We start from the raw sequence: 14,456 nt of genomic DNA, 5'->3' as shown, positions 1-14,456 counted from the left end.
TAAGCACGACACCGCGCCGCCTGTTCCATGGCAGACCAAACCGAATTCGTACTTCACCTCAACTATGTTGAGCACACAGGCCGGGTCTGCAAGATGTACTTGAACGGCACTGATCTTCCGATTGATCTCATCGAGGCGCACGCGTCGGGCAAGTTAGTCATCTTCGTCGGGGCGGGTGCATCGATCCCGCAGCCGTCGGCACTGCCAAGCTTCAAGGACCTGGTCAAAGAAATCCGGGCCACCAGCAATCTGCAGAGCCGATTCACCGACGACGATCTTGACAACCAACCTCTCGACGAAATCCTCGGCAAGATCAATGACGATCACGGGGTCGACGTACACCAGCGTGTACACGAACTGGCTTCGAAGACCGACTCGCAGCCGAGCCCGCTACACGAAGCAATAGCCCGACTCGCATCCGCATCGACCATCCGCATCGTCACGACGAACTACGACCACCACCTTTCTACGCAGCTCGGCGATGAGGCCACCGAGTACCTCGCCCCCGCACTCCCCATGGGCGATGACTTCACCGGCATTGTGTATATCCACGGGCGGTTGGATCAGGACAGCCGACGATTAGTTTGTACGGACGAGGACTTCGGCAAGGCCTACTTGACCGACGCCTGGGCCGCCCGATTCCTCGACCGCATGTTTGCTACACATTCGGTCCTCTTCGTGGGCTACAGCCACAACGACACGATCATGAAGTATCTCGCACGAGGACTCGGCGGCAGGTCGCAGAATCGCTACGCACTAACCGCTGACGCGGATTCTCCGCTGTGGAGACAACTCGGCATCACACCAATCGAGTGTTCCTACGACGATCAGCCAGTGGTGCTCAACGACTGGGCCGCGCTAGCTTCCGAAGGGCTGTTGGGCCACCGTGCCCGTGTGAAAGCTCTAGTAGCCGAACAAGATCCATCACCTGTCCCTGATGCCGTGTCGTACCTCGAAACGGTGATAGGCGACAAGAACACAGTACGATTCTTTACGGAGTTCGCGCGTGGCCAATCGTGGCTTCGATGGGTTTCCGGCAGACCGGAGTTCGCCACGTTGTTCTGGCCGGCACCTTCCGTGGACCCCGATGTCACGCATGCTCTTGCACGGTGGTTCGCCGACAACTACGTCAACGATGATGACGTATCGGACGTCGCCTTCCAAATAGTCGCTGAGTCCGGCCCGCATCTGGTTGACGACTTTGTGTTTGCGATATGCCGGCAGCTTTCACTTCACAAAGGCCCGCTCTCACAACGTATGCGGCGCTGGCTCCTTCTCGTCACAGGACGGCACGAAAACCGTTCTCAGGTAACCCTTCTCGCATCGATACTTGACGACACAACTCTGGCTAGCGACCCAAAAACAGCGTTGTTCCTCTTCGACTACCTGACCGAACCCCTCGTTGTAGCCTCCGGAAGACACTTTGGGGCGACCTTCGAAGCAACCACCCGAGAGAACCACTCTCTACTTCGCTTGAGTTGGGACACGGTGTACCGGCCCTTCCTCGATCAATACGCTAGCCAGCTTCTTGCGGTTATGGATCGCCACCTTCGCCGGGCACATTTGCAACTCACCCTCGCAGGCGAGTCTGATCGTCAGCGCCCAAGTCTATGGCGCCCGGCCATTTCCATTGCGGAGGACCACCAACCGGGCACACCGCTGGGGTTTCTCATCGATGCCGCACGAGAATCCCTTGAGTCACTTCTTGCAGCACAGAATGCAGAAGCCGATAGATACCTCGAATCGTGGGCCGACAGCGATGTAGTGTTGTTGCGCCGCTTAGCAATACATGGCTGGACGTGCCGCACTGACAAGACTTCGTCAGAGAAGCTGCAATGGTTCCTCAGCACTGGATGGCTACACTCTCTTGATCTACGCTCCGAGGCGTCCCGGCTTATCACCGATACAGTCGGTTCAGCGGATCACCAATCCGTGACAGCGCTCATCGATGATCTTCTGGCACATTCTGGGAATGACATGTACGGGCCGTGGCGCGCTGCTGCCTTGTTAACCTCCATTAAGCAGGCCAACCCAAGCCTGGCAGGGATGGACGAAGCACTTGCGACCCTTGCGTCGTCTCATCCTGAGATCGCCGAACAAGATGATGGCAGCAGTTCGCAGGAACCATCGGCATGGGACATGTCACCGCCCATGGAGATCGAACAGCTGCACCAACAACTCGGTGAAGAGCCCGCCGCAACGGTGGGCGCGTTGATCGCCTGCGAGGCAGAGACTGCTGGGTGGGAGAATCAGAGACGTTGGGAGCAGCTCGCTGGCGCGATTAGCGCTCTCACCCAGCAATACCCAGAAGATGGCTTCGTGCTGCTTGATTCGATCGGATTGGGACACGAGGAGATTTCGAATGCGGTTGTCCGTGGTTGGGCTCAAACAGCTGATGAGTCCATCGCTCCCCAAATACTCACGCGGATATCGCATCTCGAACTTGAGCCGATCATCAGGCAGGTTACCGCAATGCTCGGCGGCTTCGGCTCTCAGAGTCAACCACTCGGCTGGCACCGATTCGACGAGAGTGTCGAACTCGCCCAGATGTGCTGGGAAGCAACTGATCCTCAAACCTCCCGCGCATTTTCGGATGGCAATGACTTCCTGACCAACGCGATCAACCACCCTGCAGGCCAGTTGGCAACATACTGGGTGGACAGAGTCGGTCATCTCTGGCGGGATGCCGCCGATAGCTGGAACGGCATCCCACCCGACTTGGCTGATTATCTCGTAGAGCTGAGTACGCACGACGACAGCCGAAGCGAAGCCGCGAGAACCGTCTTCAGCGCCTACTTGGCGTTCTTCCACGCCGCCGATAAAAAATGGTGCAAGCAATTCTTGATGCCGATGCTGGACTGGAGCGACCCAAGCATAGCTCGGATGGCTTGGACGGGTTACCTTTCGCATGGGCGAGGGAGCGATCAACTCTTGGCGGATGGGTTCCTCGACCTACTGATAGAGGCACTCGGTCATCGTCACGAACTTATTCCTCGGGCCTCACGCAATCTGCCTCTGCTCCTTGCCAAGATTGCGGTGGAATCTGGTGTCGACCCTGGTACGTGGATCAACAGCTTCGTCGCGGCCTGTTCTCCCACGGACCTAGTCGAATGGGCCCAGGACGTCGGCCATGAACTCAGAGCGCTCGACCCGGCTGTTTCCGATGCCCAATGGGGTCGCTGGATTCGCGACTACCTGACTGATCGCATACGCAGCATTCCTAAAGCGCTTGCGCCTGAAGAAGTTTCCGCTATTGCAGTGTGGGTGTTGTACCTATCTGACTCGATGGGTGCCGCCATCGACTTACTCCTTCGAGTGCCATCGGCTGGGTTGGATATGCACAATCTGTTCCTGCACGAACTTCGAGACGAGCGGATGGAATGTGAGCCGGAGAACCTTGCTCGGTTGGTCGGTTCCCTGCTGGGGGCCACAACGGGTCAGTTCTACGACGCTCTTGACGTCCAGCGCGTTTATCGCAGGTTCAAGGATTGTGGCGTCTCACCCGATGCCCTGCGGGAAATTGCCGAGGCTGCCTTGGCATTGGGATTTCAGGTGGAGTGAAAGTGAGTCGGCGCTTTGGGTCGGTGTCCTCGATGACGTGCGTCGTGACCACGCCAGCGTCGATGAGCCGGTTTCTCAAGTTTCGAACTCGGAAACAGTCTGGGAGTGATGAATGCCAACTCTAGCCATCGACAAGGGATTCATCACCGACCTCGCGAAGATGGAGAAGCCCGTCGTAAAACGGGTCACCGAGGTGTTCGACGAGTTCGACGCCGCCACCCACGCCGGGCTTCATCTGGAGAAGATCGCCAACGCCCGCAACCCTCGGTTCCGGTCCATCCGCATCGACCAGGCCTGGCGGGGCATCGTGCTCGCCCCCATCACCGGCGACGTTTACACATTGCTGAAGGTGTTGCACCACGACGACGCCTACGCGTGGGCACAGCGCAGCAATGTCTCGGTCAACTCTGCCACCGGCGGCATCGAGATCCGCGACGAAGCCGAACTCGACCGCCAAATCCCCGAAATGACTGAAGCCGCCAAGAACGCGGGCACCCCGATCTTCGCCCATGTCAAAGACGGCGAGCTAACCATGCTCGGCATCGACGAGAAAGTGCTCGCGTTCGCGCGAACCGTCACCGACGCCGCCCAACTCGACGCGGCGAAATCCTTTCTGCCCGAGACACAGTGGGATGTGTTGTTCGGTCTCGCAGCCGGTTTCACTCCCGAGGAGGTGTGGACAGATCTTGGCGCGCAGATTCTGAACGACCCCGTCGACACCGAGGACATAGACGCGGCCATCCTGCGCAGCAGCGATCGCGTCGTCCTCGTCAGCGGGCCCGATGAGCTGATGGATGTATTCGCCTATCCTTTCGCCACCTGGCGCGTATATCTGCACCCGACCCAGCGCGCCGTCGTCGACGCCGCCTATAAAGGGCCGGGCCGAGTCACCGGTGGCCCGGGCACCGGCAAGACCGTCGTCGCCCTGCACCGGGCAAACATGCTCGCCAAACGCGGAAACGGCAAAGTGCTCGTCACCACCTTCACCTCAACTCTCTCCGAGACTCTGCAATCCGGCGTCGACATGCTCGTCGAGGACGAGGAAGCCGAAAGCCGCATCGAGGTATCACACGTCGACCGGATTGCCCACCGTGTCTTCCGAAAAGCCCACGGCGCACCACACCTGCTCGGCGCCGAGGACGAGAAAGCGTTGTGGGCCGGGCTGATCGACGACCTGGGGCTCACCTTCACCGCGGTGTTCCTGTCCGAGGAATGGCGGCAGGTGGTCCTGGCCCGTCGCATCAGCACCGCCGATGCCTACCTTGCCGCCAAGCGCACCGGACGTGGCCGCGCGCTTGGGCCAGTCCAGCGCGCCCAGGTCTGGCAGGCGATCTGGGAGTTTGAACAGACCCTTACCCAGCAGGGCGTGTGGACGCACGAAACCATCCGCCGCGAAGCGACACGACTGCTGGAGGAATCGTCGGCGAAACCGTTCCGCCACATCATCATCGACGAAGCCCAGGATCTCAGCCCGGACCAGTGGCGGCTGCTGCGCGCCTCGGTCGCCGAAGCACCCGACGACATGTTCATCGCCGGCGACACCCACCAGCGCATCTACGACAATCGAGTCAGCTTGCGCGAGGTCGGGATCAACATCACCGGCCGGTCGTCCCGGCTGAATATCAACTACCGCACCACCGCCGAGATACTCGGCTGGAGCCTGGGCCTACTGCGCGGCGAAGCGATCGATGACATGGAGGGCGGGCTGGACTCCATCGCCGGCTGCAAGTCCTATGTGCACGGGCAGCGGCCGACACTGACCGGGCACCAAAGTGCTGAGGCGGAGGCAAAATTCATTGCCGCGTCTGCCAAGAAGTGGATCGACAATGGAATCGCACCTTCAGAGATCGGAATCGCTGTTCGCGCCAAGTGGTTGACGTCGAAGATCGAACGCGCACTCAAGGCGGCCGGGATCGACACTGTCGACCTCGCGAAGGCTTCGGATGATAACGATGCCGCCCGCATCGGCACGATGCACCGCATGAAAGGCCTGGAATTCCGCTGCGTGTGTGTCGCCGGTGTCAGCGCCAAGCTGGTGCCCGCGGCGAACGCCGTCACCCCGATCGAGGACGACAAGCAAACGCATCAGCAAGATTTGGAGCGGGAACGCTGCCTGCTCTTCGTGGCCTGTACCCGCGCCCGCGAGGAACTGCTCGTCACCTGGCACGGCGAGCCCAGCCCATTTCTGACCGCACTTGAGAAGAACTGAACAGGAGATTTTGAGTGACCCGCCTATCTACGCTGCTGGACGAAATCGATTCCGGCGTTGTGCTTCTCCCGGAGTTTCAGCGCGGATACGTGTGGAACCGCGACCAGGTCCGCGGCCTGATGCGGTCGCTGTACCGCGGCTACCCCGTCGGCGGACTTTTGATGTGGGAAACGATGTCGGAGGACATCACCGTGCGGGGCGCCGCGGTGGGTAGCGGCACCCGACAACTGCTGCTCGACGGCCAGCAGCGCGTCACGTCCCTGTACGGGGTCATCCGCGGTACGCCTCCACCATTCTTCGAGGGCGACAAATCCGCCTTCACCGGGTTGTACTTCAATGTGGACACGGAGTCCTTCGAGTTCTATGCCGCCACCAAGATGGCTGGCGACCCGACCTGGGTGAACGTCACCGAGTTGTTCAGCAAGGGACCGACGAAGTACCTCAGAGCCTTCCCCGAGGTCGACGACGACAACACGCTCGACACCTACATCGATCGGTTGAACACGATCACCCAAATCACCAACCGCGACTTCAACTCCGAGAAGATTACCGGCGCGGGCAAGACGGTCGATGAGGTCGTCGACATCTTCAACAAGGTCAACTCCGGCGGCACCAAGCTGTCGAAGGGCGACCTCGCCCTGGCCAAGCTGTGCGCCGAGTGGCCGGATGCACGAAAAGAACTGCGGGACCACCTGGACCGCTGGAAGAAAGCCGGATTCCGGTTCTCGCTGGACTGGTTGCTACGGAACGCAACGGCGGTCGCGACCGGCAGGGCGTTGTTCTCCTCCCTTACTGACGTATCCGCCGCCGATTTCGAGGGAGCCCTGGGTAAGGCGGCAAACCACATCAGCACTTTCCTCGACGCGGCTTCCGGGCGCCTGGGCCTGGACCACGACCGCGTGCTGATGGGCCGCTACGCGACGCCTGTCATTACCCGTCTGCTTCAACTGAACGGCGGCGGGTTCACCGACAGCACACACCGCGACAAGGTTCTCTACTGGTACGTACATTCCGCACTATGGGGTCGGTTTAGCGGCTCGACGGAGACCTACCTGCAGCAGGATTACGAGGCGGCTGAGCGGGGCGGAGTCGACGCACTGATCGCGACATTGGAACGTGTCCGAGGCGGGCGTCTGGCTATCGGCCCCGACGACTTCGCGGGCTCCACCCGCGGTTCGCGGTTCTATCCAATGCTGTACCTGCTGACCCGCGTTGATGGCGCCCGCGATTTCGGCAGCGGGTTGGAGTTGCGGGCCGAGCTGTTGGGCAAGCTCACGTCCCTACAGGTGCACCACATCTTTCCCAAGGCACTGCTACGCAAGCACGGATTCGACCGCAACGAGATCAACGCGCTCGCGAACTTCTGTTTCCTCACCCAGGACACCAACATCAAGATCGGTATGCGCGATCCTGCGGAGTACCTTCCGGAGGTCGAGATCAAGCATCCGGGCGTTCTCGAATCGCAGTGGATTCCGACCGATCCTGATCTGTGGCGGGTAGAACGCTACTCCGACTTCCTGGCCGCTCGCCGCGAGTTATTGGCGGCGTCAGCGCAGTCGTTCCTGGAGGGTCTGCGCAATCCTGAGGGGCCGCATGACGATCGGATCCTGGAACGTCTGGAGGTCGCCGAAGAGGTCATCGACGACCCCCGAGGTGAGCAACTGCGCGAACTCATGGCTGAGCTGAGGCGCAGAGGCTATGCCGAGCCGGAAGTCGATGCGGAGATCCCAGACCCCGATACCGGCACTGTGCTTGCGGTCGCTGAAGCTTTCTGGCCCAAGGGTCTTCAAGAGGAGCTGGGAGATCCCGTCGTCCTCGAACTCGACCCCGACGACGCCGATCTGGCTCGCCTCGAAGAATTGAACATACGAGTCTTTACCTCGGTGGACGCACTGCTGCGGTTCGTCGAAAACCGGAGCGCCATTGCGGCCGGTGAGCCGGATGAGCCGGCCGCCGAGGTCACCGATGTCTCGCAGATAAGCGATTTGGAAGCCGATTTTTCGCAACGGATGAAGGCCGTGTACGACCGCGGCCGTTCAGAGGCGGGGTACAACGCTTCCTATTTCCTGAGCATGCTGTCGCAATACGGGCCGAAAGAGACCGCACACAAGCTGTTGGCGTCCCGGGCAATCTCGGATGGGTTCGCCGAACTGTGGGAGCGTGGGCGGTTGGACCTGACCGTCGAAGCCCTCGTAGTCGAACCGAGGTTTTCGGAGTTGTTCAGCGAGAAGGAGATTGCGATTGCGCAGCGACGGCTGGCGAAGTTCAGCTACACCCGTGAGGACAGTTCATAAGTGAAATGCCTGTAATGCAAAGCTCTTTCGTTATTCAAGATCGACAACCCAAGAAGCAGGAGTAGCCGTGTCCGACGAAAGCCCCGACAACCTTCCAGCGCCGGTCGGAAGCGATGAAGTGGCGGTATCGGTTCAGCCCGGCGGCCTCCTGGTTGCCGGCGATCCGGAAGCTGTCGAGGCCTACCTGTCACGCCTGCAGACGTTCGCCGGCAAGACAATGCGGGTGGCCGGTATTAATAAATCCTCGGTCAGCAACGCGGCCGGCCTATTGGCTGGTATGGCAGGGATTCTCGCTGATTCGGGAAAGTTTGTGCAGCTTCATCCCGACAGCGTCAACGCTCTGCGCGTGGGCAAATGGATTCCGGGGACTGACGGCTACTACAGGATGATGACGCGCGGCGGTGATGGGCTATTCCTGCAACAGCTGCAATGGGCTCCGACGCAGATCGCACCCCCACAGATGCTGGCGGTTCAGTTGATCGCCACCCAGCTGGCGCTCAAGGCGGCGATCGCCGACGTCGAGGAAGCTGTCCGCCGGGTTGAAGGAAAGGTGGAGTCCATCCTGCACCTGGCCCAGGCGTCACTTACAGGCGACGTACTCGGCAACCACCTGTCGATCCGTCGGGCAACGGATTTCCTCGATAAGCACGGAGTGCTTCCCGACACGGACTGGGAAGCGCTGGCCAGTTTGGGACCCGGGCTCACCGTGACCGTGGAGCAACTCCGAAATTACGTGGGCAAGATCCTGGCCTCGTTCGACCCCGATCTTCCTGTGCAGGACCGAGCAGCAAAGCTTCGCGCGGCAGCGGAGGAGAAGCAGCTTGGTGAGACCCTGAGCCTTCTGGTGGTCGCGGAGGATTCGCTGTACCGGTGGCAGCTCCTGCGACTAGCCCGCGTTGGGGACAAGGAACCTCAGCACCGACAGCGGGTAATCGACGACCTCAACGGCCTGATCCGGCATCAACTTGCCGAGGACGGCAAGCTGTACCGTGAAGCCAAGAACCTGCTGGACAACTTCGCTAAACCGGATCGCATCGAAGGGTTCCGTGTTTTTTCGGTTCGAGAACTAGCGAAGCACCGATCACGCATTCGCGACGAGCTGGACCGCTTCGCCCAAGCCCGTCGCCACCAGGTCGAGGAGTGGTCGAACGTCGAAACTCCCAGTGTCCTAGACGCGGCGGAGGCTGTGATCGACGCGGTCGCAGAGTCGGCCCTCAAGGCCGTCGGTGCTGCCGGACAAGGATTGATTCTGATGGGCGAATACCTCGCCGACAAAGCACATGCCGAAAAAGCCGCATCGCCGGTAGACGATTCCGATGAGGTCGAGAACAAGTGACTCTCCAAAGCTTCCTAATCAGGATCGACCGAGCAGTTGAGGATTGGGTACAAATCGGTCGACGTACACCACATATGTCGAAAACGTTCGCGGGCTGACGGCACGCGTCCGCGTGCGCGGCGAAGCAATACACGAAACAATGACCGACTCCTGAGAGCTTGGCGGTCGCCCCTGGATTCGTAGTCCCCGGGGCCGATAAGCCACGGTGGACGTCGGCCGCGTTGTCGTACCTGCGGCCTATGCTCCGTAGCGATGACCACACCAGCGCAACCCCCGGACTCACTCCTCGCCGCATTGGCGAAGGCGCGGATCCCCGTGGAGAACCACGAATTCATCCGGCGCTTCACCACCGCCATCGGCATCGCGGAGTTTCGCGCCGTGGATAGGTCCGACAAGCCGTATGTCGTAGCGAAGCGGCGCGACGGCCTGCCCGACCTGCACATCTACTACGGGTACACGACCGGGTTCACGTCCGCGGACGAGGTCGCCCGCACCGCCGGCGATGGCGCCGTCTGCCAGCCGAGTTCCCGGAAGGGCATGTGGTACGTGGAGCATCCTACGGACCAGGTGCGTCCCGGGGGTGAACGCTCCCGCAGTGTGCGGCGTGAGGCCGGCTTCTGCAGCTGCGGGATGCAACTGTCGCTCACCGGGACATGCGGTAGCTGCGATTAACCGCATGGGTAGACAGAACGCCCGCGGGTTGTTCACTTTGGAGGAGGGGGCAGTGCCTACAGAATCACCCGATCAGCGTGTGGAAAGCCTGCTGGCCGACGAACTGGAGTCGGTGAGGGACGACGTTCGCGGTGGGCGGGTGCGACATGCGCTCAGGACACTCGCCGCACGTGCCAGCGCCGAGAACCTGGTGCGCGACCAGTACGCCGGACGGTACCCGTTCGAACTCATCCAGAATGCCAACGATGCCGGCGGCGACAGCGGCGTGTCGGGTGGAACCGTCGCCTTCACACTGACCAATACAGCGCTGATCGTGGCCGACCAAGGCACAGGCTTCGGAATTGATCAGGTCGAGGCCATCTGCGGCTTCGCGAACTCATCAAAAGATCCGCGCAAGAACATCGGCTACAAGGGGTTGGGCTTCAAATCGGTCAAGGAGATCACATCGGCACCGCAGATCTTTGCACCACTGGTCCAGTTCGGCTTCGACGGACCCCGCGCGCAACAGCTGGTTCACGACGTCGTGGGTGCACCGGGTGAACTTCCGTCGGTGCCACACTACGCCTTCCCGTTTCGCATCTCACCCGATGACGCAGGCGACGACCGCGGTGCAGTGATCGATGCGTTGGATGCAGGCTTTACAACCGTCATTCGGCTCCCGTTCAAGAATGAAGTCAGCCGCGACACGGTCGATCAAACTCTCTGCGAAACTCTGCACCCCCAGATACTGCTGTTCCTCGACCACATCGATCGGTTGGTTGTCGCGGGGACGTCTGCGGATTTCGTCGCGACCACCGACCGGGACGGAGGTGCAGACTGTGACGAGGTGCTGCTGAGCCATCACAACAAAGTCGATCACTTTCTGGTCTTCCGCACCGAGCGGAAGATTCCCGACCGCAAACTGGTCGCGGATCTCGGGGGCGCATGGGGCAAGGTCGAAGCAGTCCGCTTGTTCGCGGCGGTTCCCCTCGCCGATGACGGCCTACCCACCACCGAAGCGTCCGAGCCTCTGCACGTCTACTTCCCCACGGAAGAAGACAGCGGGCTTGCGATCATCCTCAATGCGGATTTCCAATTGGATGCTGCGCGCCTGCGGATTGCCAACGCGCCGAACACGGTCGGCTACAACGGATGGTTGATCGACGAGCTTGCGGGGTTCGTCGCGGATGATGTCGTACCCGCGTTACTGACGCGCTTTGAGAACCATCCACGGGTTACGGCTGCAGTTCTGTATCCGGAACCCCGAGGAAGCTGGCCGAAACGCTTACGGCAGGCACTGGTTCGGCGCTTGGCTGAATCAGCGTTCATTCCTTGCGCCGACGGCGCGGTACGCCGGCCAGGTGAGGTGAACATGCTGCCGTGGTCGGTGATCGACGTCGCCTTCTTCCAAACGCTGTTGCCCAATGACACCTACCGCCTTGTGCACGCTGACCTGGATGCCAACGGGCGCGAGCACGAGGTTCTGCGCGATGACTTCGCGGTCGAGGAACTCGACGGGGGGGAAATGTTCGCGGACCTCAACCCCCCTGACGAGGAGATGGTTACTCGCTACTACGAGGCCCTCGTCGAATGGTCGAATCGGGCGCCGTCGTGGGAAAGCAGTTGGCTGGGAAAGACGGCTTGCGTCCGTCTGGACAGCGGTGAGTGGGCAATGCCGAGTGAGGCGTTCCTGCCACCACGCGGTGAGCACCACTTGCCTGCTGGCATGTCGGTTCCCATTGCCGACCTTCCCGAGGTACCCGGCACCGAAGCCATGCTGAAAAGGGCTGGGCTGCAGACCTTCGGGTGGCGTTCCGTCATCATCGAGTATCTTGTGCCGATTCTGACCAATCCGGAGGCGGAGCCCGCGCAACGAGCTGACGCCATGAGCCTACTCCGTGACTATCACGGGTCGGGTGGTCATGACGCTGCGGTCGAGAAAGAGATCGGTGCAGTACTATTGCGGGCGGCAGCCTGTGACGGTGGCGAGCAGACACTGGTTCCCGCGCACCATCTCTACTTCAGCAAGGAGTGGAGGCCCGATACCGATCTCACCTCTATCTACGGCCCGTTCGACCAACAAGAATTCCTTGCCGAACCTCGCCCCGATGACCAGGACTTGCGAGGGGGCGAGTTCAAATTCTTCTCGTGGCTGGGCGTCGAGGACAAGCCGCGGACCTTCGACCTTCGTTGGGGTGGTTCGGACACCTCGCTGCCCGATTACGCGAAACCCTCCCCACAGTTGGACTTTAAGTGGCAGTACGCGCCTGGATACCAAGCCGCGTCGAGGTGTAGTCAGGGGCACCCGAGGAGTCAGTTGTTGCGCAGCTCGCCCTGGATTGATCGGCTCGACGAGATCATCAATGGAGGGGACTTTGCGCAGCTCTCGACCCTATGGAACAGCTTCGGACGGCACTGGAGTCACTATGACAAGACCTTGAAGGCCGAATTCTCCTGTACCACATCGGCACACAGCGGTGCACGCAGTCGGCGCTTCCCATCGCTAGTTGAGCACCTTCTGACGTCGAGCGCGTGGGTTCCCGCGCTCAGGAATGGCGGGGAGTCGCTACAAGTCCCAGGCAGCTTGTGGCACCTACCCGCCGGTGCACCGGACGCAATCGCCGACTTTCTGCCGGTGTTGGCGCCAGGCTTGCTCAGCAAACAATCGATGTGTCATGCGCTGGGCATCATCGACGGTGACCAACCCGGTGCGCGCGTCATGGTCGAGGTGCTTCATCGGCTGAACAGCGAGGCCGAGGAGGCCGGGCATGTTACTACGAGCGCGAAAAGCATTGCGCGGTGGGCAATGCGGAAACTCGACAGTGTGGCCCGCGATATTCCTGCCGATGAAGCCCAGCACATCCCCGTGTTAGCGAGACTCGACGGCAGCGCGGTCTTCGACCCGCGTCCTTATATCACTTCGGACCGGCTCGCCGAGGAAACATGGCAGGACCTTGTGCCGATCTACGACGGGGACAGGACTGCAAGGAACCTGATTGACGTCCTGGATCTGCCCGTGCTGGAGGAGAGGGTTCTCGTTGAAGTACAAGCCATAGGGCGCGATCCAATCGCCGAGCCAAGAACCGTGACCGATCTCGAGACTGTGATGCCGCAGCTGCTAGCGGCCGCGGGACAGCTGTCGCCGTCGTTGCAGGTCGACATCAGTCGCAAGCTCAACTGTCTGGAACTCGCTTGTGTACAAGAACTTTCACTTCAATACCAGCTCGACGACGAGATCCGCACTGCCGCCTCGCCGACCTCATACATCGAGCGGTACGGGGGGCACCGGGGTACCGCATACCTTGCGCTCGACCGTGAGACAGGCGAGGTCGACTGGTACTCATTCGCGTCGCAACTTGCACGCCACATCGATGTCGAAGAGGCGGGTGATCGCTTCGCCATCCTTCTCACGAATCCCCGCGGTCGTTCTCAGTGGTTGACCGCGCACGGTATCTCTGACGCGGATATCATCGCAGCGCAGGAGCTCTTGTCAGAGAACCAGACAATCGATGAGCCTGCAATTTCTGACGACGTGGTTGAAACGGAGACTCCCCAACCGGAACCCGAGTCGGGGCCCAAGACCGACGATGAAACCATCGAGGAATGGCCGGCGATCGATGCTGCCGAAGGCCCTACAATCCAGCAGGATAATGTTCCGAACAACGGCGCGGACGCCCGTCCGCCATCGGCCGAAGGACGCACAAGACAGCCGAAAAGGAACCAGTCGGCGGAAAACGAGCCGACCGTTAGCAAACCTTCGGGAAGCCGTGGCAGCAACGAAACTCCAACAGATTCCCAAACCGCGCCGAGTCAACGAGAGAAGCGCTCCGCGAACAAAGTCGCCGCACCGGAGGTTAACGCGGTGGATGAGTCGCGCCCCCAAGGCCGCTTCTTCTCATACGTCGTACCTGAGCGCTCCGAAGTTCAGAGTGCAGACCCCTCGGAATCGGTTTCCCCAGGGGTGAATAGAGCGGGAGTAGACAGGGTGCTGGCCTACGAGCGAGCTGCCGGCCGCGATCCGCAAGAACAGGCCCACAACAATCCGGGCTTCGATGTGGCATCTCACCATCCCGATGGTTCCGTGGCGCGCTACATCGAGATCAAATCTCTCTTGGGCAAGTGGGCTGAACGTGGTGTCGCGATGTCGCGCCGCCAGGCCCGAGAGAATGCCGACCGTGGCGACGACTTTTGGCTCTATGTAGTGGAATTCGCTATGGACGATTCGCGCGCCAAGGTTCTCCCGATCCAGAATCCGATGTCCAAAGCCGGCTCGTTCGTTTTCGATAGTGGCTGGAGTGCGTGGTCGGCGTCCGACGATTCCGAGAAGTCTTGATACCAGATGCTCCTATGTTCAGGCAATGAGTTCGTTGGTTCTTCTGCTGGGTTCGTGGAGGGCGTGGTAGAT

6 protein-coding genes are annotated in these 14,456 nt (G+C 60.7%); all 6 read left to right on the top strand.

Features of this window, described 5'->3' with window-relative positions; translation table 11 throughout:
• Positions 1-27 precede the first annotated feature (27 nt).
• The 6 genes from AWC17_RS18085 to AWC17_RS18060 all read left to right on the top strand — a co-directional run bounded on the left by AWC17_RS18085 (position 28) and on the right by AWC17_RS18060 (position 14,384).
• Complete coding sequence (locus AWC17_RS18085) at positions 28-3,561, top strand: SIR2 family protein (protein ID WP_046182382.1); 3,534 nt, start codon at positions 28-30, stop codon at positions 3,559-3,561.
• 112 nt (positions 3,562-3,673) lie between these two features.
• A complete protein-coding gene (locus AWC17_RS18080; protein ID WP_046182381.1) occupies positions 3,674-5,770 on the top strand; it encodes a 3'-5' exonuclease in 2,097 nt (698 codons plus the stop codon).
• Between the two features lie 14 nt (positions 5,771-5,784).
• Complete coding sequence (locus AWC17_RS18075; RefSeq protein ID WP_046182380.1) at positions 5,785-8,064, top strand: GmrSD restriction endonuclease domain-containing protein; 2,280 nt, start codon at positions 5,785-5,787, stop codon at positions 8,062-8,064.
• A 67-nt stretch (positions 8,065-8,131) separates the two neighbouring features.
• On the top strand, positions 8,132-9,400 hold the full coding sequence (locus AWC17_RS18070) for a hypothetical protein (protein WP_046182379.1): 1,269 nt from the start codon (positions 8,132-8,134) through the stop codon (positions 9,398-9,400).
• A 252-nt stretch (positions 9,401-9,652) separates the two neighbouring features.
• Positions 9,653-10,072, top strand: coding sequence for a hypothetical protein (locus tag AWC17_RS18065; protein ID WP_046182378.1), 420 nt, complete (start codon positions 9,653-9,655; stop codon positions 10,070-10,072).
• Between the two features lie 79 nt (positions 10,073-10,151).
• Positions 10,152-14,384, top strand: coding sequence for a protein NO VEIN domain-containing protein (locus AWC17_RS18060; RefSeq protein ID WP_208618377.1), 4,233 nt, complete (start codon positions 10,152-10,154; stop codon positions 14,382-14,384).
• The last annotated feature ends 72 nt before the right edge of the window (positions 14,385-14,456 follow it).

The sequence above is a fragment of the Mycobacterium nebraskense genome, assembly GCF_002102255.1.
GTDB lineage: Bacteria > Actinomycetota > Actinomycetes > Mycobacteriales > Mycobacteriaceae > Mycobacterium > Mycobacterium nebraskense.
Note: the sequence above shows the minus strand (reverse complement) of the source record. Positions and strands in the feature narration are given on the sequence as shown.